Origin of the sequence: Caballeronia sp. M1242 (assembly GCF_017220215.1) — a bacterium.
In the GTDB taxonomy this organism is placed as follows: domain Bacteria; phylum Pseudomonadota; class Gammaproteobacteria; order Burkholderiales; family Burkholderiaceae; genus Caballeronia.
The window spans coordinates 774,538-796,109 of sequence record NZ_CP071130.1 but is presented as its reverse complement, the minus strand read 5'-3'; the positions used below and the strand labels follow the sequence as shown (position 1 = coordinate 796,109).

Annotated in this window: 24 protein-coding genes; 17 read left to right on the top strand and 7 right to left on the bottom strand. The window is 64.5% G+C overall.

Going from position 1 to position 21,572, the window contains the following annotated elements:
• Nucleotides 1-15: 15 nt before the first annotated feature.
• Nucleotides 16-1,485 (top strand): M20 family metallopeptidase, encoded by a 1,470-nt coding sequence (locus JYK05_RS17145; protein WP_206468385.1) that lies wholly within the window; start codon nt 16-18, stop codon nt 1,483-1,485.
• Between the two features lie 166 nt (nt 1,486-1,651).
• Complete coding sequence (locus JYK05_RS17140; protein WP_206468384.1) at nt 1,652-2,755, top strand: malate/lactate/ureidoglycolate dehydrogenase; 1,104 nt, start codon at nt 1,652-1,654, stop codon at nt 2,753-2,755.
• Nucleotides 2,756-2,810: 55 nt separating this feature from the next.
• On the opposite strand, the gene JYK05_RS17135 is transcribed toward JYK05_RS17140, so the two are convergent.
• Entirely contained in the window at nt 2,811-3,707 is an 897-nt protein-coding gene (locus JYK05_RS17135; RefSeq protein ID WP_175941765.1) for an NAD-dependent epimerase/dehydratase family protein, read from the bottom strand.
• A gap of 113 nt (nt 3,708-3,820) precedes the next feature.
• Here JYK05_RS17135 and JYK05_RS17130 point away from each other — a divergent pair, with 113 nt between their 5' ends.
• Both JYK05_RS17130 and JYK05_RS17125 read left to right on the top strand, forming a co-directional pair.
• Nucleotides 3,821-4,720, top strand: coding sequence for a LysR family transcriptional regulator (locus JYK05_RS17130; RefSeq protein WP_175941763.1), 900 nt, complete (start codon nt 3,821-3,823; stop codon nt 4,718-4,720).
• A 36-nt stretch (nt 4,721-4,756) separates the two neighbouring features.
• Nucleotides 4,757-5,155 (top strand): RidA family protein, encoded by a 399-nt coding sequence (locus JYK05_RS17125; protein ID WP_175941762.1) that lies wholly within the window; start codon nt 4,757-4,759, stop codon nt 5,153-5,155.
• Here the strand turns inward: JYK05_RS17125 and JYK05_RS17120 are convergent.
• Nucleotides 5,152-6,834, bottom strand: coding sequence for an acid phosphatase (locus tag JYK05_RS17120; RefSeq protein ID WP_206468383.1), 1,683 nt, complete (start codon nt 6,832-6,834; stop codon nt 5,152-5,154). The two genes, JYK05_RS17125 and JYK05_RS17120, sit on opposite strands and share 4 nt — an antisense overlap.
• Nucleotides 6,835-7,056: 222 nt before the next feature.
• On the bottom strand, nt 7,057-7,851 hold the full coding sequence (locus JYK05_RS17115) for a sulfite exporter TauE/SafE family protein (protein WP_175941758.1): 795 nt from the start codon (nt 7,849-7,851) through the stop codon (nt 7,057-7,059).
• A gap of 190 nt (nt 7,852-8,041) precedes the next feature.
• Here JYK05_RS17115 and JYK05_RS17110 point away from each other — a divergent pair, with 190 nt between their 5' ends.
• Entirely contained in the window at nt 8,042-10,300 is a 2,259-nt protein-coding gene (locus JYK05_RS17110) for an amylo-alpha-1,6-glucosidase (RefSeq protein WP_175941755.1), read from the top strand.
• 160 nt (nt 10,301-10,460) lie between these two features.
• Here JYK05_RS17110 and JYK05_RS17105 read toward each other — a convergent pair whose 3' ends face one another.
• Entirely contained in the window at nt 10,461-11,642 is a 1,182-nt protein-coding gene (locus JYK05_RS17105; RefSeq protein WP_206468382.1) for a 4-hydroxybenzoate 3-monooxygenase, read from the bottom strand.
• A gap of 183 nt (nt 11,643-11,825) precedes the next feature.
• Between JYK05_RS17105 and JYK05_RS17100 the strand changes: the two genes are divergently transcribed.
• The gene (locus JYK05_RS17100) at nt 11,826-12,692 is read left to right on the top strand and encodes an SDR family oxidoreductase (protein ID WP_206468381.1); all 867 of its coding nucleotides are present in this window, start codon (nt 11,826-11,828) and stop codon (nt 12,690-12,692) included.
• Between the two features lie 33 nt (nt 12,693-12,725).
• On the opposite strand, the gene JYK05_RS17095 is transcribed toward JYK05_RS17100, so the two are convergent.
• A complete protein-coding gene (locus tag JYK05_RS17095; protein WP_206468380.1) occupies nt 12,726-13,778 on the bottom strand; it encodes an aldo/keto reductase in 1,053 nt (350 codons plus the stop codon).
• 220 nt (nt 13,779-13,998) lie between these two features.
• Here JYK05_RS17095 and JYK05_RS17090 point away from each other — a divergent pair, with 220 nt between their 5' ends.
• The 9 genes from JYK05_RS17090 (at nt 13,999) to JYK05_RS26385 (ending at nt 18,446) form a co-directional block, all read left to right on the top strand.
• Complete coding sequence (locus JYK05_RS17090; RefSeq protein WP_175942440.1) at nt 13,999-14,988, top strand: AraC family transcriptional regulator; 990 nt, start codon at nt 13,999-14,001, stop codon at nt 14,986-14,988.
• Nucleotides 14,989-15,146: 158 nt separating this feature from the next.
• Nucleotides 15,147-15,518: a hypothetical protein gene (locus JYK05_RS17085; RefSeq protein ID WP_175941746.1), complete on the top strand. Its 372-nt coding sequence runs from the start codon at nt 15,147-15,149 to the stop codon at nt 15,516-15,518.
• A gap of 43 nt (nt 15,519-15,561) precedes the next feature.
• Entirely contained in the window at nt 15,562-16,077 is a 516-nt protein-coding gene (locus JYK05_RS17080) for a sigma-70 family RNA polymerase sigma factor (RefSeq protein ID WP_175941743.1), read from the top strand.
• Entirely contained in the window at nt 16,074-16,841 is a 768-nt protein-coding gene (locus tag JYK05_RS17075) for an anti-sigma factor (RefSeq protein WP_175941740.1), read from the top strand. Before JYK05_RS17080 ends, JYK05_RS17075 begins: the two co-directional genes overlap by 4 nt.
• A gap of 420 nt (nt 16,842-17,261) precedes the next feature.
• Entirely contained in the window at nt 17,262-17,543 is a 282-nt protein-coding gene (locus JYK05_RS26740; RefSeq protein WP_347879161.1) for a tlde1 domain-containing protein, read from the top strand.
• Entirely contained in the window at nt 17,507-17,737 is a 231-nt protein-coding gene (locus tag JYK05_RS26735; RefSeq protein ID WP_347879158.1) for a tlde1 domain-containing protein, read from the top strand. Before JYK05_RS26740 ends, JYK05_RS26735 begins: the two co-directional genes overlap by 37 nt.
• Nucleotides 17,734-18,042, top strand: a complete 309-nt coding sequence (locus JYK05_RS17065; protein ID WP_175941737.1) for a hypothetical protein — start codon at nt 17,734-17,736, stop codon at nt 18,040-18,042. Before JYK05_RS26735 ends, JYK05_RS17065 begins: the two co-directional genes overlap by 4 nt.
• Before the next feature lie 62 nt (nt 18,043-18,104).
• Nucleotides 18,105-18,194, top strand: coding sequence for a type VI secretion system tube protein Hcp (locus JYK05_RS26390; protein ID WP_241269930.1), 90 nt, complete (start codon nt 18,105-18,107; stop codon nt 18,192-18,194).
• A gap of 27 nt (nt 18,195-18,221) precedes the next feature.
• Nucleotides 18,222-18,446 carry a type VI secretion system tube protein Hcp gene (locus JYK05_RS26385; RefSeq protein ID WP_241269929.1) on the top strand — a complete coding sequence of 75 codons (225 nt, stop codon included), beginning with the start codon at nt 18,222-18,224 and terminating at the stop codon, nt 18,444-18,446.
• Nucleotides 18,447-18,732: 286 nt separating this feature from the next.
• Here the strand turns inward: JYK05_RS26385 and JYK05_RS17055 are convergent, their stop codons facing one another.
• Entirely contained in the window at nt 18,733-18,936 is a 204-nt protein-coding gene (locus JYK05_RS17055) for a hypothetical protein (RefSeq protein WP_206468379.1), read from the bottom strand.
• Nucleotides 18,937-19,234: 298 nt separating this feature from the next.
• The gene (locus tag JYK05_RS17050) at nt 19,235-19,657 is read right to left on the bottom strand and encodes a BspC domain-containing protein (RefSeq protein ID WP_206468378.1); all 423 of its coding nucleotides are present in this window, start codon (nt 19,655-19,657) and stop codon (nt 19,235-19,237) included.
• A 205-nt stretch (nt 19,658-19,862) separates the two neighbouring features.
• Between JYK05_RS17050 and JYK05_RS17045 the strand changes: the two genes are divergently transcribed.
• Complete coding sequence (locus JYK05_RS17045) at nt 19,863-20,402, top strand: putative glycolipid-binding domain-containing protein (protein WP_206468377.1); 540 nt, start codon at nt 19,863-19,865, stop codon at nt 20,400-20,402.
• A gap of 65 nt (nt 20,403-20,467) precedes the next feature.
• Complete coding sequence (gene selD / locus JYK05_RS17040) at nt 20,468-21,547, top strand: selenide, water dikinase SelD (RefSeq protein WP_206468376.1); 1,080 nt, start codon at nt 20,468-20,470, stop codon at nt 21,545-21,547.
• Nucleotides 21,548-21,572 lie beyond the last annotated feature (25 nt).

Here is a 21,572-nt window from a genome sequence, read left to right as displayed (position 1 = left end):
CATGGAATCTCTGTCATGACTACTGGCGACAGCACACCGCAAGAAGAAGCAGTCCGGCTCGACGCGTCCGCGCTGCAGGCATTCGTCGACCGCAAATGGAACGACGAGATCGTTCCGGCGCTCACCGATTACATCGCCGTTCCCGCCAAAAGCCCGATGTTCGACGTCGACTGGGCGCGCCACGGCTTCATCGAACGCGTGGTCACGGACGCCGTCGACTGGGTGAAGGCGCAGCCGGTCAAAGGCTTGAAAGTCGAAATCGTGCGGCTGACCGGGCGCACGCCGGTGATTTTCTTCGAAGCCCCGGCCACGCGCTCGGGCAGCACCGAAACGGTCGTGCTGTACGGCCATCTGGACAAGCAGCCGGAATTCGAAGGCTGGCGCAGCGATCTGGGTCCGTGGACCCCGAAGCTGGAGGACGGCAAGCTTTACGGGCGCGGCGGCGCGGACGACGGCTACGCGACCTACGCCAGCATCACGGCGCTCGCGGCGCTGGACGCGCAGGGCGTCGAGCGGCCGCGCTGCGTCGGCATCATCGAGACGTGCGAGGAGTCGGGTAGCTACGACTTGCTGCCGTACATCGACGCGCTGCGCGACAGGCTCGGCGACGTCGGACTCGTGATCTGTCTCGATTCGGGCGCGGGCAACTACGATCAGCTCTGGCTGACCACGTCGCTGCGCGGGCTCGTCGCGGGCGACCTCGAAGTGCAGGTGCTCGAAGAAGGCTTGCATTCGGGCGGCTACGGCGGCATCGCGCCGTCGACGTTCCGCATCATGCGGCAACTGTTCGAGCGCCTCGAAGACGCCGCCACCGGCAATCTGCTGCCGAAAGACTTCCACTGCGCGATTCCGGCGCAACGCCTGCGCGAAGCGGAAGCCACGGCGCAGATTCTCGGCGACGATGTCTGGAAAAAGCTGCCGTGGAGCTGCGGTCAGGATGGAGGCAGCGTGCTTCCGACCACCACCGATCCGAAGGAAGCGCTGCTGAATTCGACGTGGCGGCCGTCGCTGACCGTGACGGGCGCAGCCGGCCTGCCGCCCCTCGCGGACGCCGGCAACGTGCTTGCGCCGCGCACTGCGTTCAAGCTGTCGCTGCGCCTGCCGCCGCTCGTCGAGGCGACGGAGGCAGTCGCGCAGCTGAAGTCCTTGCTCGAATTGGATCCGCCGTACAACGCGAAAGTCACGTTCAAGCCGGAAGCGGGCGCGGCCACGGGCTGGAGCGCGCCGGACCTTGCGCCGTGGCTTGCGTCGTCGCTGAACGACGCGTCACGCCGGCATTTCGGCGCCGATGTCGCCTATATCGGGCAGGGCGGCACTATTCCGCTGATGAATACGCTGAAGGAAGGCTTCCCGCGCTCGCAGTTCATGGTGTGCGGCGTGCTCGGTCCGAAATCGAATGCGCACGGACCCAACGAATTCCTGCACGTGCCGTATGCCCGCAAGCTGACGGCGGCAGTGGCGGAAGTGATCGCGGCTGCGCCCTGAGCTTTTTTTCCACGGTTGTCGGACTGACGCCCGCGCTTGCGGGCGTTTTCTTTGGTTTGGCTGAAAATGAAACTGGTCAGGCCAGTTGATCGTCTGTAAAGTAGAAGGCCCCGCGTCGCACGTAGAGACGACGCGTCAGCAATCGACTTTGGAGACGAGAGTCGCAATGAACGAAACGAGCCAAACCGCAGTAAAAGAACAGCGCATCGCCGCCGACACCTTGCATGCCTACGTCCGCGCCATCTGGGAGCACGCCGGCAGCGCGGCGCGGGAGGCGGAACTCGTAGCCGATCACCTCGTGATGGCCAATCTGTCGGGCCACGATTCGCACGGCGTCGGCATGATTCCGCGCTACACGTCGTCGCTCGCCGACGGCCAATTGCAGCTGAACACGCACGCGGAAATCGTCCGCGACGCCGGCGCGGTGCTGACCGTCGATGGCCGCAAGGGCTTCGGGCAGGTCGTCGCGTACGAGGCGATGGAGCACGGCATCGAGCGCGCGAAGAAATTCGGCGTGTGCGCGGTGGGGCTGCGCAACGCGCACCACATCGGGCGCATCGGCCACTGGGCGGAGCAATGCGCGAAGGCGGGCTTCGTGTCGTTCCACTTCGTGAACGTAGCGGGCGATCCGCTCGTCGCGCCGTTCGGCGGCATCGACCGGCGCTTCGGCACGAATCCGTTCTGCGCCGGGTATCCGCGCGACGGCAAAAACCCGCTCGTGCTCGATTTCGCGACGGCGGGCATCGCTTACGGCAAGACGCGCGTCGCGTATAACAAGGGCGTGAAGGTCGCGCCGGGCATGCTGCTCGATCACGAAGGGCGCCCGACCGTGGAGCCGAAGGTCATGCACGAGGAGCCGTTCGGCGCGCTGACGGCGTTCGGCCTGCACAAGGGTTCGGGACTGGCCGCGCTGTGCGAGATTTTCGGCGGCGCGCTGTCGGGCGGCTACACGACGCACGAAAGCACGCTGGAGAAGTCGAGCGCCATTTACAACTGCATGACGTCGGTCATTCTCGATCCGAACGCGTTCGACGCGCCCGCCGCGCAGGCCGAAGCGGAAGCATTCCTCCAATGGATGAAGGCGTCGCCGCGCGCCGAGGGCGTCGATGCGATCTACGCGCCGGGCGAGCCGGAAGAAGCGCGTCGCGCGGAACGCGGCGCGAACGGCGTGCCGATCGATCCGACCACGTGGAAGCAGATTCGCGAATCGGCGCAAAAATCCGGCATGACGGAAGCCGAAATCGCGCAGTACGCGGACGCATTGAAGTAAGCGCAAGATGCTGCGAGGCGAAATTGGTCAAGCCAATTTCGCCGCGTGGTGCCGATCAGCGCACCATCTCTTTCTCGATCCACTCGATCACCGACGTGCGCTTCGGTTGCCAGCCGAGGAGCGTGCGGGCGCGCTCGCCCCGCACGCGGCTGTTCGACCCGAGCCCGTAGGACGCCATCTCGTAGCCCCATTCCTCGATCGCCTGTTCCAGCGGCCAGTCTTCCGGGCCACGCAAGCCGAGCGCCTTCGCCATCGCGGTCGTCATGTCGCGGAACTGCGCCTCGCCGCTCTCGATGAAGTAGAACGCGCCCGCCGGCGTCTTCGCGAGTGCCAGCCGGTACGCATCGACGACGTCGTCGATATGGACGTTCGACCAGATATTCAAGCCGCGGCCGACGTGCCTGACCACGCCGCTCTTCTTCGCTTGCCGCTCGAGACGCGGCAACTGGACGCTCGCGGTGTCCGGAATCGCGCCGTGACCGTAGATGAGCGTGTTGCAGAGCACCGCCGAGCGCACGCCGCGCTTAGCTGCGTCGAGCACGAGACGGTCGATGGCGACGCGCGGCGCCTTGTCGGCGGTCGGCTCGGGCAACTGCGCCTCGGTGTAGATGTCCTCCGACGCCTCGCCGCCCGAACCGTCCCCGACGATGCTCGATCCGCTCGTGTGCAGCAGCGGCTTGTCCGACCCTTCGAGCGCACGCACCAATGCCTCGACCGCGCCGCGATGATCGCTGCTGGCCGCGTTGATGACGGCATCGGCGGTTCGCGCTTCATCGGCGAGCAGGGCGCTGTCGTCCAGACTGCCGACGACCGGCTCGATGCCCGCGCGCTTCAGCGCATCACGCTGCTCTTCGCGGCGGATGAGTCCACGCACGCGATGCCCGTCACGAACCAGCCCCGCCGCAATCGATCCGCCGATAAAACCGCCCGCGCCAGTCACAAATATATTCATTCGTTGCTCCATTGATTGAACCAGTGCGCCCAGTATCGTCCGTTTCGACTTTCGCAAAAACCGTGTTAGTCTCAAAGGAAACTTGACTGGAATTCAATAATCGACGCGCCGCCATGAAGACCAACACCGACGAATTGCTCGTGTTCGTGACCGTCGTCGACAGCGGATCGATGACGGCGGCGGCCGAACGCCTGCAACAGACGGTGTCGGGCGTGAGTCGGACGCTGACGCGGCTGGAGAAGAAACTCGATGCGACGCTCGTTCGCCGCACGACCCGCCGGCTGCAACTCACCGACGAAGGCGAGCTGTTCCTGACCCGCGCCCGCGCGATACTCGCCGCGATGGACGACGCCGAGGAAGCGCTTTCCCGACGCCGCGAGCGCCCGGCGGGCCGGCTGCGCGTGGATGCGGCGTCGCCGTTCATGCTTCATTGCGTCGTGCCGCACGTCAGAGCGTTCGCCGAGCTCTATCCAGATATTTCGCTGGAACTGACGAGCAACGAGCGCATCGTCGACTTGCTGGAACAGCGTGTCGATATTGCGATCCGGATCGGCGCGCTGCAGGATTCCACGCTGCACGCACGCGCGCTCGGCAGTAGCCGCTTGCGCGTGCTCGCCAGTCCGGCTTATCTGGCCGAGCACGGCGAGCCGCGCGACGTCGACGAACTCATGTGCGCCCGGCTGATCGGCTTCACGGCGCCCGAGAGTCTCAACGACTGGCCACTGCGGAATACGCGCGGAGGGCGCGAGGCGGAGTTCGTGACCGTGGAGCCCGCGATTTCCGCGTCGAGCGGCGAGACGATCCGGCAGTTGGCACTCGACGGCGGCGGCATTGCGTGTCTCGCCGACTTCATGACTGCCGCCGATGTCAAAGCGGGCCGCCTGCGCCCGATTCTCGACGATGCGCTGCGCGACGTTCGCCAGCCGATCAGCGCCGTCTATTACCAAAGCGAGTCGATGGCCGCGCGGGCCCGCGCGTTCCTCGACTTTCTCGCGGGCAAGCTGGCGCTCTGACGGCACCGCTGCTCCCACTCGATACAGGACTCCACCATGCCACCGATCGAAGCGATCAACGCCCCCGGCCTGCCCATTCCCGCCGGCCACTACAGCCATGCGACGCGCGCCGGCAATCTGATCTGCGTCTCGGGCCAGTTGCCCGTGCGCCCGGACGGCACGCACACCGGCGACCTTCCTTTCGAAGAGCAGGCCGAGCAGACCTTGCGCAACCTACGAACCGTGCTCGAAGCGGCGGGCGCAGCGCTCGCGGACTGCATCGAAGTGACGGTCTATCTCGTCGGCGTCGAGCACTGGAAGGCGTTCAACGACATCTACGCGCGTCATTTCGGCGCGTGGAAGCCGGCGCGCGCCGTCGTGCCGGTCGGCGCGCTGCATTACGGCTATCTGCTCGAAATCTCGGCGCGTGCGTGGGTCGAACCGGCTCCGGTTTAAGCGAGATCCAGCGCGTTGGTCAGATCGCCGAGCGGCGCTTCGCCGTTGGCCGCCATCGCCCGGTCGCGCGCGGCCACGCCGTCGAGCGGCGCAAGGTCATGCACGCGCGAGATGAAGCGCAGGATCGAGTTCGTGTCGTAGACCGTGTGATCGACATAGCCCTGCTTCGCGAACGGCGAGATGACGAGCGCCGGAATGCGCGAGCCCGGCCCCCAGCGGTCGCCCTTCGGCGGCGCGACGTGATCCCACCAGCCGCCGTTTTCGTCGACGGTCACGATGACGACCGTGTTCTGCCACTGCGGACCGCGCCGGATATGCTCGATCACATTGGCGATGTGGCGGTCGCCCGAGGCGACATCCGCGTAGCCGGCGTGCATGTTCAAGTTGCCCTGCGGCTTGTAGAACGTGACAGGCGGCAGGCGGCCGGCGTCGATATCGGCGAGCAGTTTGTTCGTGGAAGGATCGTCGCCGATGCCGGCATCGCGCACATGCCGCTCGCGGGCGGCCGTGCCGGGCGCATAGTTGCGAAAGTAGTTGAACGGCTGGTGGTGGTACTGGAAGTCGGGCACCGCGCCGGTGTCGCGGTGATCGAGCGCGTATTGCCACGCGCCGCTGTACCACGCCCAGTCGACGCCCTTGTCCGACAAGCGGTCGCCGATGGTCGCGTAGGTCTGCGGCGGGAGCACCAGCGCGTTCGACGTATCCGCGAAGCGCGGGTCGCCGCCGGGCGCGGGCTTCACGTTGCTCGGCTGATACGGCGGGAACATGGTGTTGACCGCGTAGCCGTCGGCGGTCAGCGCGCCGTCGCGGACAAACTTCGGCGGGCCGTCCAGCGCAGAGCCTGGCGAATCGGGCGCGAGCTTGAGACGCGTGCCGGTTGGGTCGTCGCCTTCGACGACAGCCAGCAGTTTCGCCGCCGGGCCGTTCTTTGCGTCCGGATAGAAGGGTGCCTGCGCCGAAATCAGGAAGATGTGGTTCAGCCACGAGCCGCCGAACGCGGACATGAAGAAGTTGTCGCAGAGCGTGTACTGCTGCGCGAGGTCCCAAAGCTTCAGCGTATCGGGCGAATTCCCATAGTGGCCCATGACGAGGCCGCCCGAGTCGCCCCACGCCGCAAACTGATTGTTGCGCCCGGCGTTGATCTGCATCTGGTTCTGATAGAAGCGATGCACCAGATCACGCGTGATGACGCTGTTGGGCAGCGGTTCGCCGTGCGCGTCCATGAGGCGGAAAGGGCCGTTGGGCAGCTCGCTGATCTGATGTTCCGCAATGGCGTAACGCTTGCCATCCACTTCCTGAGCCTGCGGCACCAGGCCGCCCCAGATCTTGGGCAGCGTGGGCAGGGGCGTCACGCCGTCGCGGTCGAACTGCGTGCATTGCGCGGACGTCACTGCCGAGAGCGGATACTGCACGCCCGGATAGTCCCCGTAGAGATTCGTGAAGCTGCGGTTTTCGGCGTAGATCACGACGATCTGGCGCGCATGCGCCGCGAGCGCGCGGTCCAGCGTAAGGTCTGCCGCCGTCTTCGGCGTGGCCGGCTTGTGATCGAACAGATTGCAGCCGCCGAGCGACCATCCGGCAAGGCCGACGCCCGCAGCCAGCAAGCGCCGCCGCGCGGGGTCGACAGGGGCGTCGTCGGCTGCGGGAAGTTCGAGATTCGGCTCGTCGTTCGGTTTCATCGCGTGACTCCTCGTTGCATGCACACGCCGGCCGGCGCGCGGATGATCGACGCCAAAACGACGCTCGCCTGACGCTCGCGCCTCGTTGGGTCTGACAGCGCATGATGCCGCATCGACCGGATGACGGAAACCCGGCCGAACGGCATAAGCAAAAAAACCGGAACATGCGATTTTGCCTATGACATTCGGCCGACTGGAAACCGCCGAGCCGCGTGACTAACATCAACTGAAGACGAGCTTTATTCCGACGAGAACGAGGGTGGCGGCGAGCAGGTAGCGCAGCAGTGCTTCGGGCGCCTTGGACGAGAGATTGCTGCCGATCACGATGCCCGGAATCGAACCCACGAGGAGCGACACGAGCAACGACCAGTCGACCGAGCCCATCATCCAGTGGCCCGCGCCGGCAATGAGCGTGAGCGGCACGGCGTGCGCGACATCGGAGCCGACTATGCGCACCGTCGCGAGGCGCGGGTAGAGCAGCAGTAAGACGGTCACGCCGATGGCCCCGGCGCCGACGGACGTAATGGAAACCAGCGTGCCGAGGATCGCGCCGGTCAGCACGGTCCACGCCGCCGTGCGCGCGGGCCGTTCCGGGCGGCTATGGCCCTTGCGGTAAGCGAAGCGCGCGAGCTGCGGTCGGAACACGAGGGATACGGCGGTTATCAGGAGCGCCGTGCCGAGGATCAACTGAATCAGCCGCGCCGTGCCGGGCGAGGTAATCCCGTGCTGATTCAGGAAGTACAGGGTGACGGCGGCCGCGGGCACGCTGCCTGCCGCCAGCCTACCGGTGATGCGCCAGTCGACGGACCCTTTCAGGCCGTGGACGAGCGTTCCCGCGGTTTTGGTGGCGGCGGCATACAGCAGGTCGGTTCCCACGGCGGTGGCCGGATGGATACCGAAGAGGAGCACGAGCAGCGGCGTCATCAGCGAGCCGCCGCCCACGCCGGTCAGCCCGACGAGAAAGCCGACCGCCAGCCCGGAAGCGGAATAAAGTAAGTCGATATGCGGAAATGACATGCGCGCGGAGAGAACCGGTCAGGCGTCGGTGGGTCGAAAAACCGTCGATGATAGCCGGTCAGCGGTTCACCTGCTGCACGAAACCCGTGCGCGAGCCGCCGGCCGTTCGCCTGTAACGGCTCACGGCGCACTGCGAATCGCCACTTTGCGCCATCGGGCGCCCCTTTCACGTCACTTTCAGGAAGGTGCAATGGATACGAAGCAACAGACGCAGAACCCGACGCAACAGCAACAACAGCAGCAGCAACAGCAGCAGTTGGCGGCGACGGACGAGGCATTCATCCCAACCGAGAACGTCAACCAGCCGACCGAGCGGCAATTCGTCCTCAAGTCCGGCAACACCTTCGCCGTCTACGACGCCAACGGCGATATCCGCGGTCGTGACGACGGCCTGTTCGTCAACGACACGCGCGTGCTTTCGGAACTGGTGTTGACCTTCGGCGGCCGCGCGCCTTCGCTGCTATCGGGGAGCGTTTCGAGCGACAACGCCGTGTTCACCGCGCATCTGACGAACCGGCCCTTGCCGCCCATCGGCGGGGCACGCACGCCGGAGGGCGTGATTCACGTCGAGCGCAAACGTGTGCTATCGGGACACGTGCTGCACGAAAGCATCGTGCTCACGAACTACGGCACGGAACCGTCGACGGTGCCGCTTTCCATCTCGTTCGCCGCCGACTTCCTGGACATGTTCGAAGTGCGCGGCACCATTCGGCCGAAACGCGGCACTTTGCGCCCGCCCGCCGTCGAAAACGGGGAAGTCGTGCTGAGCTACATCGGACTGGACGAAGTAGAGCGCACCGCGCGCATCCAGTTCACGCCCGCCCCGGACGTTCTCTCGCCGACGCGCGCCGACTACGCGCTCCACATTCAGTCGGAGACGGCGATTTCGGTGTATTTGTCGGTCACGGCGGTCACGCACGCCCTGAACGACGCCAGCGAGGAAAGCAAGCGCAACGCAGCGGAAGCCCCGGAATGCGCGCCGGAATCGGGACGGCCGGCCATCCGCGAGGCGCTCGTCGACGCGCACCGCAGCATGCGCGACAAGCGCCGCGCCGGCGCCCGCGTCAGATCGAGCAATCCGCTCTTCAGTGAATGGATCGACCGGTCGCTCGCGGACCTCGGCTTGCTGACCACGGATCTCGAAACCGGCCCGTACCCGTACGCGGGCATTCCGTGGTTCTCGACGCCGTTCGGACGCGACGCCATCATCACGTCGCTGCAAATGCTGTGGCTGCAGCCGACGCTCGCGCGCGGCGTCCTGCGCTTTCTGGCTGCGCATCAGGCGCGCGAAGACTCGGCGTTCAGAGACGCCGAAGTCGGCAAGATCATGCACGAGACCCGCAAGAGCGAAATGGCGGCCACCGGCGAAGTGCCGTTCGCGCTGTACTACGGCGGCGTGGACAGCACGCCGCTTTTCATCGTGCTTGCCGGCGCGTATGCGGAGCGCACGGGAGACCGCGCGCTCATCGACGAAATCTGGCCGGCGCTGCAACTGGCCGCCGGCTGGGTGGCGCGCCATTGCGACCGAAACCCGCATGGTCTCTTGAGCTACCAGCGGGCGACCGAATACGGCCTTGCCAATCAGGGCTGGAAAGACAGTCATGACTCCGTGTTTCATGCGGACGGCCAGTTCCCGATCGGGCCGATTTCGCTCGTGGAAGTGCAGGCTTATGCATCAACGGCGTTCTCCACGATGGCCCGCCTTGCCCGCGAGCGCGGCGAGCATGAGCGGGTAGCGGAGTTCGAGCGGCGCGCCGAGCACATACGCGAACGCGTCGAGGCGCTCTTCTGGATGCCCGAGATGGACTTCTACGGCATCGCGCTGGATGGGCGCAACGAGCTTTGCCGGGTGCTCTCGTCGAACGCGGGGCATCTGCTTGCATTCGACCTCGTGGAGCGCAAGCGCGGCGAGGCGGTCGCGCGTCAACTGGAATCCGCGCTCTTTCACACCGGCTGGGGCGTGCGCACGCTCGCAGCAGGGCAGCCGCGCTTCAATCCGATGTCGTATCACAACGGCTCCGTATGGCCGCACGATTCGGCCATCTGCGCGCGCGGCCTTGCACGCTACGGCGAGCGCGGCGCGGCGGTTGGCCTGCTGCAATCGTTGTTCGAGGCGGCCGTCACGTTCGACATGCGCTTGCCCGAGCTCTTTTGCGGCTTCACGCGGCAGCGCGGCGAGCGGCCCATTGCGTACCCGGTGGCGTGCCTGCCGCAGGCATGGGCGGCGGGGGCGCCGTTCATGATTCTTGAGGCGTGTCTGGGCGTGACGATCGACGCGGTCAACGACGAAATCCGCGTCGACCGGCCGCAGTTGCCCGAGGGCATCGACTGGCTGGAGATCGGGGATCTGCGAATCGGCGAGAAGAACGTCACCATCACGTTCCGGCGTGTGGGCGGGCAAGTGGTGCCGTCGGTGGAGGGCGATGCGCGGGTCGTGGCGGTGCTGTGAAGTCCGCGGGGGCGCGCGGACGGGTGCCGGGCGCCCTCGTCGGAGAGGGAAGCGTGATTGGGAGTAGGCCTTCAAGCGGCCGAGGGAGTCCAGCCGCTGATCAAACTGCCACGCCCAGCGCCTCACCAACAACGCAGCGCGGAGCGAAGCGAACGCTAACTCAAACCGCCACACTCCCGACATAGTTCTCCGCAAGCGCGGTGGCCGCTGCGCGCGACGTCGTCACATGCTCGAGCTCGGCAACTTGCAGCCGCTGCTCGAAAGGCGAGTTGTCGTCGAGCTTGTGCAGCATGCGCGTCATCCACCACGAGAAGTGCTCGGCGCGCCACACGCGCTTGAGCGCCGTCTCCGTGTAACGGGCAAGCGAGGCCGCGTCGTTTTCCTCGTAATAGCCGACGAGCGCCGCCGTCAGCACGCGCACGTCCGACACCGCCAGATTCATGCCCTTCGCGCCGGTCGGCGGCACGATGTGCGCCGCGTCGCCAGCGAGGAAGAGCTTGCCGGACTGCATCGGCGTCGAAACGAAGCTGCGCATGCCGACGATGTTCTTCTGAAAAATGCGCCCTTCAGTGATCTGCCAGCCGTCCGCCGTATCGACGCGCGCGTGCAGTTCGGCCCAGATGCGGTCGTCGGACCAGGCATCGACCGAATCTTTCGGGTCGCACTGGAAGTACATGCGTTGCACGCCCGGCGAGCGCGTGCTGATAAGCGCGAAGCCGCGGTCGTGGCGCGCATAGATGAGTTCGTCGGACGAGGGCGGCGCTTCAACCAGAATGCCGAACCAGCCGAACGGGTACACGCGCTGATAGTCCTGTCGCACCGCCTCCGGAATGCACTTGCGCGAGACGCCTTGCGAGCCGTCACAGCCGATGATGAAGTCGCACTCCAGCTCTTCGTCGCGTCCCTCGTGGCGGTACTTGATGCGCGGCTTGCGGTCGCTGTTCTCGGCGAAGTCGTGCAGCGAAACGTCCGACACGTTGAACTTCAGCGCACCGTTCGCCGCCATGCGCGCCGCGACCAGATCCTTGATGACTTCGTGCTGCGCGTAGACCGTGATCGAGTGGCCGGTCAGTTCGGTCAGGGCAATGCGTCGCCGCTGTCCTTCGAACGCGAGTTCGAAACCGTGATGCAGTGCGCCTTCGGCCTGCATCCGCGCGCCGAGGCCGGCTTCGTTGAGCAGGTCCATCGTCCCTTGTTCGAGCACGCCCGCGCGAATGGTGGATTCGATGTCCTGCTGGCTGCGCACTTCGAGCACGACCGATTCGATGCCGCGCAGATGAAGGAGATGAGAGAGCAGAAGCCCCGCCGGGCCCGCGCCGACGATGCCGACTTGAGTACGCATGAATGTCTCCGTTGCGTCGTGATGTTGTGCGTACAGTGTCGGCATCGTGGCGATATGTCGCAACGCGATACAGCGGATAGCGCCTATCCATTATTGAGATAACGGCCGCAAACCCGCGTCAAATCGGGTCCGGTGCTTGCTGACCAAGGGTTTATCCCGACTCATCAACACGAGGACACCGACATGGACGCAAGCGCATATCCGAAGCCGCCTTTCGCCGACCAGCAACAGGAACGCACGCCGGGCCTGACCGAAGCGATGAACCCGAAGCCCGATCATGGCGAAGAGACTTACAAAGGCAGCGGCAGGCTTGCCGGCAAAGCGGCGCTGATCACGGGTGGCGACAGCGGCATCGGCCGCGCGGTGGCGATCGCCTTTGCGCGCGAAGGGGCGGACGTCGCCATCGCCTATCTGGACGAACACGACGACGCGAAGGAAACCGCGCGCTGGATCGAGCAGGCGGGGCGCAAGGCGCTCTTGCTGCCCGGCGACATCACGGATCGCCAGCATTGCCGCGACATCGTCGCGAAGACGGCCGATGCATTCGGCCGGCTCGACGTGCTCGTGAACAACGCGGCGTATCAGATGACCTACGACAGCCTCGAGGAAATCAGCGACGACGAGTGGGACAAGACCTATTCGACGAACATCGGCGCGATGTTCCGCATCACGAAGGCGGCGCTCGCGCACATGAAGGAAGGCGCGGCGATCGTGAACACGACGTCCGTGAACGCCGACGCGCCGAATCCCGGCCTGATCGCGTATGCGAGCACGAAGGGCGCGATTCAGAACTTCACGGGCGGACTCGCGCAGTTGCTGGCCGAGCGCGGCATTCGCGTGAATTGCGTCGCGCCGGGCCCGATCTGGACGCCGCTGATTCCGTCCACCATGCCGGCCGAGAAGGTGAAGAACTTCGGCTCGCAGGTGCCGATGAAGCGCCCCGGACAGCCCGCCGAACTCGCGGCCGCTTATGTGATGTTGGCGTCGGACGAGGGCAGCTACATCTCCGGCGCGACTATCGCGGTGACGGGCGGCAAGCCGATCATCTGACCGGCCTGCCGGCTACCCTCGCAGGCCCGAGACTTACTCGCCCGCCGCTTCCTTCAACTGGTTGCGGCGGTATTCGCCCTGGCGCGTGAGCATCCAGCCGGGGTATTCGGCCGGCAACTGGCTCACTTCGTTGAGCGCCGCGAGTTCGTCTTCGCTGAGTCGCACATTCGTCGCCGCAATGTTGTCATCGAGTTGCTCGATGCGCTTAGCGCCGACGATTACGCTCGTCACCACCTGCTGGTGCAGGAGCCACGCAAGCGCGATCTGCGCAACCGACACGCTCTTCGCCTCGGCCATGCGGCGCATCGCGTCGATGCAGTCGTACGCGCGATCGACGTTGACCGGCGGGAAGTCGAATTTCGAGCGGCGGCTGCCTTCTTCCTTGCCGCCTTCGCGCGTGAACTTGCCTGAGAGCAGGCCGCCCGCGAGCGGGCTCCACACCATCAGCCCGACGTTTTCGCTTTGCAACAGCGGCACCAGTTCGCGTTCCAGATCGCGTCCGGCGATCGTGTAATACGCCTGCAACGATTCGAAGCGCGCGAGCCCGAGCCGCTCCGAAATGCCGAGCGCCTTCATGATCTGCCAAGCCGCCCAGTTCGACACGCCGATGTAGCGCACGTGGCCGTGCTGCACGAGCGTATCGAGCGCGCGCAGTGTTTCTTCGATCGGCGTGGCGGGATCGAAGCCGTGAATCTGATAGAGATCGACGTGATCGAGTTGCAGGCGCTTGAGGCTCGCCTTCACGCCGTCGATGATGTGAAACCGCGACGCGCCGCGGGAATTCACGCTCTTGGTGCCCGCTTCGCCCAGAATCTTCGTCCCGACGACGACATTCTCGCGCGGCACCTTCAGGTTCTTGAGCGCCTGTCCGGTGATGATTTCCGACTGGCCGTCGGCGTAGACATCGGCGGTGTCGATGAAGTTGATGCCCGCGTCGAGCGACCGGCCGACGAGCTTGTCGGCGTCCGCCTGCTGAAGCTGGCCGATGTTGTCCCAGATGCCGCCGCCACCGCCGCCGAACGTCATGGTGCCGAGGCACAGTTCGGAGACGAAGAGGCCGGTGTTGCCGAATTTCCTGTAGCGCATGGTTGCTCCCGAGTGGACGATAGGCGTGAAGCGTTCGCTGAAATGCGACGAGCGTTCGGTGCCGCCAATGCAGTATCGTCCGGCAACGCGCGGCGTTCATAGCCTGATCCTGTCGAATCCTTGCCTGTTCCTGCAAACGCGGGGGCAGCTTGCGCGCACGATCGCGCTCGCGCGAGTAAGCTATGTCGACTTCTTCCACGCTCGAGTCCCTTCGGAAACCATGGCGCTGAACGACACGCCCGGCCTCGCCGGAAAAGATGGTCACGATCATTCCCGCGAAACGCACCGCGTTTCATCCGACTCCACGCTCGATCAGGCGCGGCTCGATCTGGTCGCGCTGATCGACCGCTTTACCGTAGGCTGCGAAGGCACGACGGAGACGCCGGTGCCGGGCCTTTTCCTGCATCGCGTGATGAATCCCGGCGGGCCGAAGCCGGGCATCCAGACGCCGGCGCTCGCGCTCATCGCGCAGGGTTCGAAGCGCGTGATCGTCGGCGACGAGGTGTACGTCTACGATCCGATGCACTATCTCGTTTCGTCCGTCGATTTGCCGGTGATCGGCCAGGTGACGGTCGCGAGCGATTCGGAGCCGTATCTCGGCCTGCGGCTCGACCTCGATGTCGAAGAGATCACCTCGCTGATCCAGGACCAGAACCTGCCGCCCGCGACGCAGACCGACGCTTCGCGCGGCCTGTTCGTCAATCGCCTCGGCACGTCGATGCTCGACGCCGTGCTGCGCCTCTTGCGCCTCATCGACACGCCGGAAGACGTGCCGATCGTCGCGCCGCTCGTCAAGCGCGAGATTCTGTACCGGCTGCTGATGAACGGCTCCGGCGCGCGGCTGCGCCAGATCGCGCTCAACGACAGCCAGACGCAGCGCATCGCGAAGGCCATCAAGCTGCTGCGTCAGCATTTCGATCAGCCGTTGCGCGTGGAGGACATCGCGAAGGACGTGCATATGAGCGTGTCGTCGCTGCATCATCACTTCAAGGCCGTGACCGCGATGAGCCCGCTGCAATATCAGAAGCAGTTGCGCTTGCAGGAAGCGCGGCGGCTCATGCTGCTCGATATCGCGGATGCCGCGACGGCCGCGCATCGCGTAGGCTATGAAAGCGCGTCGCAGTTCAGCCGCGAGTACAGCCGGCTCTTCGGCGCGCCGCCCCTGCGCGATACGCGCCGCTGGCGCGATGCGGCCGCCGCCGGCGCATGAGCCGCACGACGCACGACGCACTGCGCATGACCTCACGAATGCTGACTGGCGATGCGTCGGCGCTGCCGCATCGGTTTATTTCATCGTCCGCGGAATAACGCAGCGCCGCGGGACGTTCTGCGGAAACTGCCACGTACTTTTTTCGCGAGGAAGATGAAATGAACAAGCACATTTTGATGAGCGTCAGCGTCACCGCAACCGTCGCGTGCGTCGCGTCGTCGGCTTTCGCGGCGGCGCCCAAGGAAGCCAACGGCATGTATGTCGACGAAAACGGCATGACGCTCTACACGTTCGACAAGGACACCAAAGGCAGCCCGAGCGCGTGCACTGGCGGCTGCGCGCAGGCGTGGCCGGCCGCGATGGCGAGCGACTCCGACCAGCCGAGCGGCAAATGGACGACCGAAGCGGCCGACGGCGGCAAGCAATGGGCCTACGACGGCAAGCGCGTGTACCGGTTCGCCAAGGACACGAAGCCCGGCGACAAGAACGGCGACAACTTTCGCAACGTGTGGCACGTGGTCAAGCCTTGAAGCCGTGACCGGCGCGATATAAAGCACACTCGGAAGCACGCTCGTGAACTTCGAGCACGATCTTCTCGCGCACCTCCCGCAGTTGCGCCGCTATGCGCGCGCACTGACGGGCGATCGCGCGTGGGCCGACGACCTCGTGCAGGATGCCACCGAACGCGCGCTCAACCGCGCGAGCATGTTCCGCGCGGGCACGAATCTGCGCGCATGGCTTTTCACGATCATGCGCAACATCTATATCGACCAGTTGCGGGGACGCCGCGATATTGCCGTCGACGATGAAACCGCGCCCTGGCGGCAGATGGCCGCGCCGCGCGGCGAAGTCGATGGCCTCGTGCTGCGCGACGTGCAGCGCGCGCTGTACTGTCTGCCGGTCGAGCAGCGCGAAGTGATGCTGCTCGTATGCGTCGAGGAAATGAGTTATCAGGAAGCGTCGCAGGTGCTGAACGTGCCGGCGGGCACGGTCATGTCGCGCCTCTCGCGGGCGCGCGAACATATGCGCGTCTTGCTGGGCGAAGAGAAGGAGCGTCCTGCGCCGTTGAAAGTGGTGAGCCGCTCATGACGAATCAAGACCGCCCGGCCGACGACAACGAGCGCGCGTTGCAGGCGCTCTCCGCCTATATCGACGACGAGTTGCCCGGCGACGAACGCGACGCGACCGCCGTGCGCATCGCTAACGACGCCGCCTGCGAAGCGACGGTGGCCGCTTATCGCGCGCAGGACAACGCGTTGCGCGCGCTGTTCGCGGCGGAACGGGCGGAGCCGCAGATCGTCGTGATGCGGCCGCCCGCGAGGCAACGTTATCTGCTGGCTGCGTGCCTTCTCGTCGTCGGTATCGCGTGCGGATTTCTCATGCACATGCTGCTGCCTTCTTTGGGCGAGCCACGTGCGCGTTTCGCTGAGCGCGCGGATATCGCCTACGCGGTGTATGCGCCCGAGCAGCGGCACGCGGTGGAAGTGGCGGCGTCACAGCAGGATCATCTCGTGAACTGGCTGTCGAAGCGGCTCAACCGGACGCTCACGATTCCATCGCTTGCGGAGTACGGCTTCGAGCTCGTCGGCGGGCGTCTCTTGCCGGGCGAAGAAGGGCCGGCCGCGCAATTCATGTATCAGAACGCATCGGGCGAACGGCTCACGCTGTACATGACCACCGTCGCGCGCAACGACGCGAAGGTCAGGATGCTGCGCGACGGTCCGCGTACGACGTACTACTGGGCATCGGATCGCGTCGGCTATGCGCTCTCCGGGCAAATCGGGCAGGCGAAGCTGCAGGCGATCGCCTATGACACGTGCAAGGAACTGGGCGGGGATCCGAAGAATTGGTGACGCGTGGATTCACGCAATGTCTGGTTGGGCGCAAGCGTCAGGTGAAGTGACAGAAATCCATACATAGCATTCTTCGTTAGCGCTACTCTTACGGCGCCGATGTCTTAATTGATAGGGAATGCTTAATATGATTAAGGGTGTTCATGTGCGTGCTACGCAAGATCCGGGTGACGACTTGCGCGGTGCTCGGTTCGTTGCCATTCGGCTAATTAGCTCCGAGATAACTGCGCTGTCGCAAGAATTTATGAGGTCATCAAGCCGAACCAGCGCGATCATTTGCGGAAACCGTTCGTCTATGCGGTTCGTGGAGAGGCTCCCGCTCTTGCGCGCCGAGAAGAATGAGAATGAGCGCCGCGGCGATGGATATCTCACGGTTCCCCATTCTCGTAGCGCTGAGCGCGAAACAGCAAGGTCTTGAGCATGCCGGTTCGCTGCGTCTTCACATTAAATAATCGCCGCACTTCCACACTCGTGTGTGAGGGGTATGGAACGGTAGAGGCGTTCTCGGGACAAAAAGAAGGCCGGGATAATCCGGCACGGATTGAGACGCCCGACGTCGGGCCGATACCGCCGGGAATCTATTATCTAGTGGACCGGCAATCCGGCGGACTGCTCGGGAGAATGCGCGACATCCTCTCACCGATAGCTTCGGCCGACCGCACGAAATGGTTCCGCTGTGGAATCCGAAAAGCGGCAACGTAACGATGGTGAACGGCGTCGCGCGTCGAAACTTTCGCTTGCATCCAGAAGGCCGACGCGAACTTAGCGAAGGCTGCATTACTTTAGTGAATCCCGCTGAATTCGAACTGTTACAACGATTCATCCGGCGTTCGCCGCCAGTTTTGTCGGTGCCCGGATCCTCGATGAAAGCATACGGCACGGTGACGGTTCGATGATGACTCCGCGTACATCAACCCTTCTTCGGCGCGCGGCCTTAGGTGGCATCTTTGTGATCGGCTCGGTCATGGGGGGCGTGTGGCTCACCCGAGCCATCGTAATCCGTGAGGACGAGATGCCTTATTGGATGGACGTTGCCACGCGCCGTCTATTGGCCGTGTTTGGCGCTAACGATCCTCCCATCGAAGACATTATCGACACCAGTCTTCTAGCAACGTTTCTGGTTTGCTGGATGGTTGCGAGCATCGGCCTGCTTTGTTTGTGGCGTGTTGCGAAGTGGTGGCGCGCGACACAGCGCCGGTGAGCACAGAGGCACGAAACGCGCACGAATGAACCCAGTACGCCGTAGGTAATAGGACATCTCGAATGACTTCAGACATCTTTATCCAGCTCGACGGCATCAAAGGCGAGTCACAAGATGCGGACTTCCCCAACGCCATCGACGTAATTCACTGACAGTTTCTCATCGAACAAGATGCACGCATGCTGTCAGGCTCCGGCGGCGGCGCAAGCAAAGCCTCAGTGTCCGATCTCGTGTTTCAGCACGAGGTAGATTGCGCATCACCGACGCTCGCGGCCTTCTGCTTCCAGGGCAAGCACATCAGCGAAGTCAAACTCTCGATGCGCAAAGCGGGCGGGTTGCCGTTTACGTTCTATCGAATCACGATGTCCGATGTGGTAATCACAAAAAGTCTTGCCTTCGGCTGACGGCGGTTACGCAATCGAAACAGTCGGTCTATCGTTCTCACGCATGAAGCAAGAATATATTCTGCAGAATCGGCATGGTGGCGCGATGGGTGCCGTTACGGGATTGATCGACATGAGGAACAATCAGACCGCGTAGGCTCCAACGCGGTCTCGTGCGCGAAGACGCTCACGCTCGGGCTGCTCGAATGCACCATCCGGTCCAACAGGTCCCAGCACGACCCGCCGAGAAAACAAAAAGCCGCAGCGACCCGATGCGCTGCGGCTTTCTATCGAGCGAAGCCCGGGATCAACCGTGATGCATGTGATGACGTTCCCACTCCGCGCGCTGCCAATAGCGGTGCCCGTCCCAGTAACGATCGCCGTGCCAGCCCACTTTCACGGCATGGTGATGCCCGTGATGAACATCAGCGGATGCGACGTTCAAGAGACCTAAGCCGAGCGAAGCGGCAACGGAAGCGATAAGCAGGCTCTTCTTTGTCATGTCGAACATGATTGGCTCCTTCAAGTAAATGGTTCGCAGCGTGTCAGACCGTTCCGGCTTTAGCGGTAATAGTCGTGATGGTGGTGATAGCCGCCTCCATCGGGCACGATGATGCAGCCCGACAGCGTGCTTCCCAACACCACGCTCAGTACCGCAAGAATCGCTAACTTCTTCATGGGTTTCTCCGTGTGAATCCGTGGAAACCAATTTAGCTGTTAGCAAAATGACAAGCCGTGTTCGTTTGTAAGCAAAAGTGTTGCCTGAAATATTTACGAAGCAGGCTTATAAACACGACGCTTGCCGCCGTTCATCGCACGATCTGCGGCTTCATGTTCGGCGTGAGCGAGACGCCGACCACTTGTCCGTCGCGCACGCCGCAGCGGCTATCGACGCGCATCCATTGCGCCTTGCCGCGCGCCTTGGCAAACGCGCGCATCAAGATCACCTTGTCGACGGGAATGGGATTGGCGGGGCTCAGGATCGCCGTGTCGTCGTCGATCTTCGCGGACAACACGCGGCGGTCCGGCACGATCAGCGTGTCGTACTTCGGCGCGTTTTCGACCCAGCGGTCGAAAGCCGCGACGCATTGCACGACGGTATCGGGCACATGCAGGCGCGTGAGATACGAATAGTCTTCGGTAGGGTCGGGCGTCTCTTGAGCCTGAACGATCTGGAACAGCGACGCCGAAAGCAGAAGCGCGCACAGCGCAGGGGCGATCAAGGGTTTCATGCAGTCACGATGGGCGTTGTCGGCAGGGAACGAGATGGAGCACGGACGCGCATCGCAGGGAGAAGCGCGCCTCGTTTTTGAGATGCACGAAGTATACCGTGCGATGTTTTTCTCCGTCGAGCGCATCGAAGATCGAATGCCGATCGAAAGCCTTCGCGTCGCGTTGTATGCTGTTCGTGAGCCGGCTTACGAATCGAGGCACATCATGAAACAAGCGCGATGGATGCAGCGGGACGGTCGAGGGCTCGAGCACCTCGTGCTCGATGAGCGGTCCGATGGCGTCGTCATCGAAAGTGTCGTCGTGGGCGAGGGCGAGGCCGGGGCGTTCGGCATCACCTACCGCATCGAGTGCGATGCGCGCTGGCAGGTCACGCGGCTTGCCGTGAAGCTAGCCGGCGGCGGGTCGATCGATCTGCATCGCGCGCACGCGTGGACCGACGAGCACGGCGCGCCGCACGAAGCGCTCAACGGCTGCATCGACGTGGACATCATCGCGACGCCGTTCACCAATACGTTGCCCATCCGCCGCCTGCGCTTGCAGCCGGGCGAGCGGCGCGAGATTCGCGTCGCGTACGTGCGCGTCCCGGAGATGACGGTGAGCGCCGTCGCGCAAGCCTATACATGTATCGAGCCGAACAGGCGTTACCGCTTCGAAGGACTCGACACGGGCTTCACCGCCGAGATCGCGGTCGATGACGACGGCCTCGTGACCGACTACCCCGGCCTCTTCGAACGGATCGCGTAAAGACGCGCCGGGCCGCGAGCGGCGATAATGCAGGTCATCGAAGACTTTCTGGCATGACTCAAACGATGACCGATACCGCACTTACCCCTGAATCGACAAACGGCCCGCGTCTCACGAGCCTCTCGCATGGCGGCGGCTGCGGCTGCAAGATCGCGCCGGGCCTGCTCGCCGACCTGCTCAAGCGCAGCGCGCCGATGCCCGCGTTCCCGAATCTGCTCGTCGGCAACGACACCGCCGACGACGCCGCCGTGTACCGGCTCAACGATGAACAAGCCATCGTCGCGACGACCGACTTCTTCATGCCGATCGTCGACGATCCGTTCGACTTCGGCCGCATCGCCGCGACCAACGCGCTCTCCGACGTCTACGCGATGGGCGGCAAGCCGATTCTCGCGCTCGCGCTCGTCGGCATGCCGATCAATGTGCTGCCGCACGACGTCATCGCGCAAGTGCTGAAGGGCGGCGAGGCGGTGTGCGCGGAGGCGGGCATACCGGTCGCGGGCGGCCACTCGATCGACTCCGTCGAGCCGATTTACGGGCTCGCGGCGCTCGGCGTCGTGCATCCGTCGCGCGTGAAGCGCAACGCGGCGGCCCGCGCGGGCGACGTGCTGATTCTCGGCAAGCCGCTCGGCGTCGGCGTGCTCTCGGCGGCGCTCAAGAAGAATCGGCTCGATGCGGCCGGTTACGCCGCGATGATCGCCGCGACCACCAAGCTCAATCGCCCCGGCGCGGAACTCGCGCAGCTCGACGGCGTTCACGCGCTCACCGATGTCACGGGCTTCGGCCTGCTCGGGCACACGCTGGAACTCGCGCGCGGCGCGGGGCTGACGGCGCGTATCCGTTATGCCGCGCTGCCGTGGCTGCCGCAGGTCGAGCAATTCGTGCAGGCCGGCATCTTCACGGGCGCGTCGGGCCGCAACTGGGCCGCGTATGGCGCAGACGTCACGCTGGGCGAACTGCCGGGCACGTCGATGGAAGCGGCCCGAACCTTGCTCACCGATCCGCAGACATCGGGCGGGCTGCTCGTGTCGTGCGCGCCCGAAGCCGTCGACGACGTGCTGGCGATTTTCCGTGCCGATGGTTTCGCCGAGGCCGCGGTCATCGGCGAAATGACGGACGGCGCTGGGCGCGTCGAGGTGCGCTAACACAACTCTCCTAGATAATCCTCAG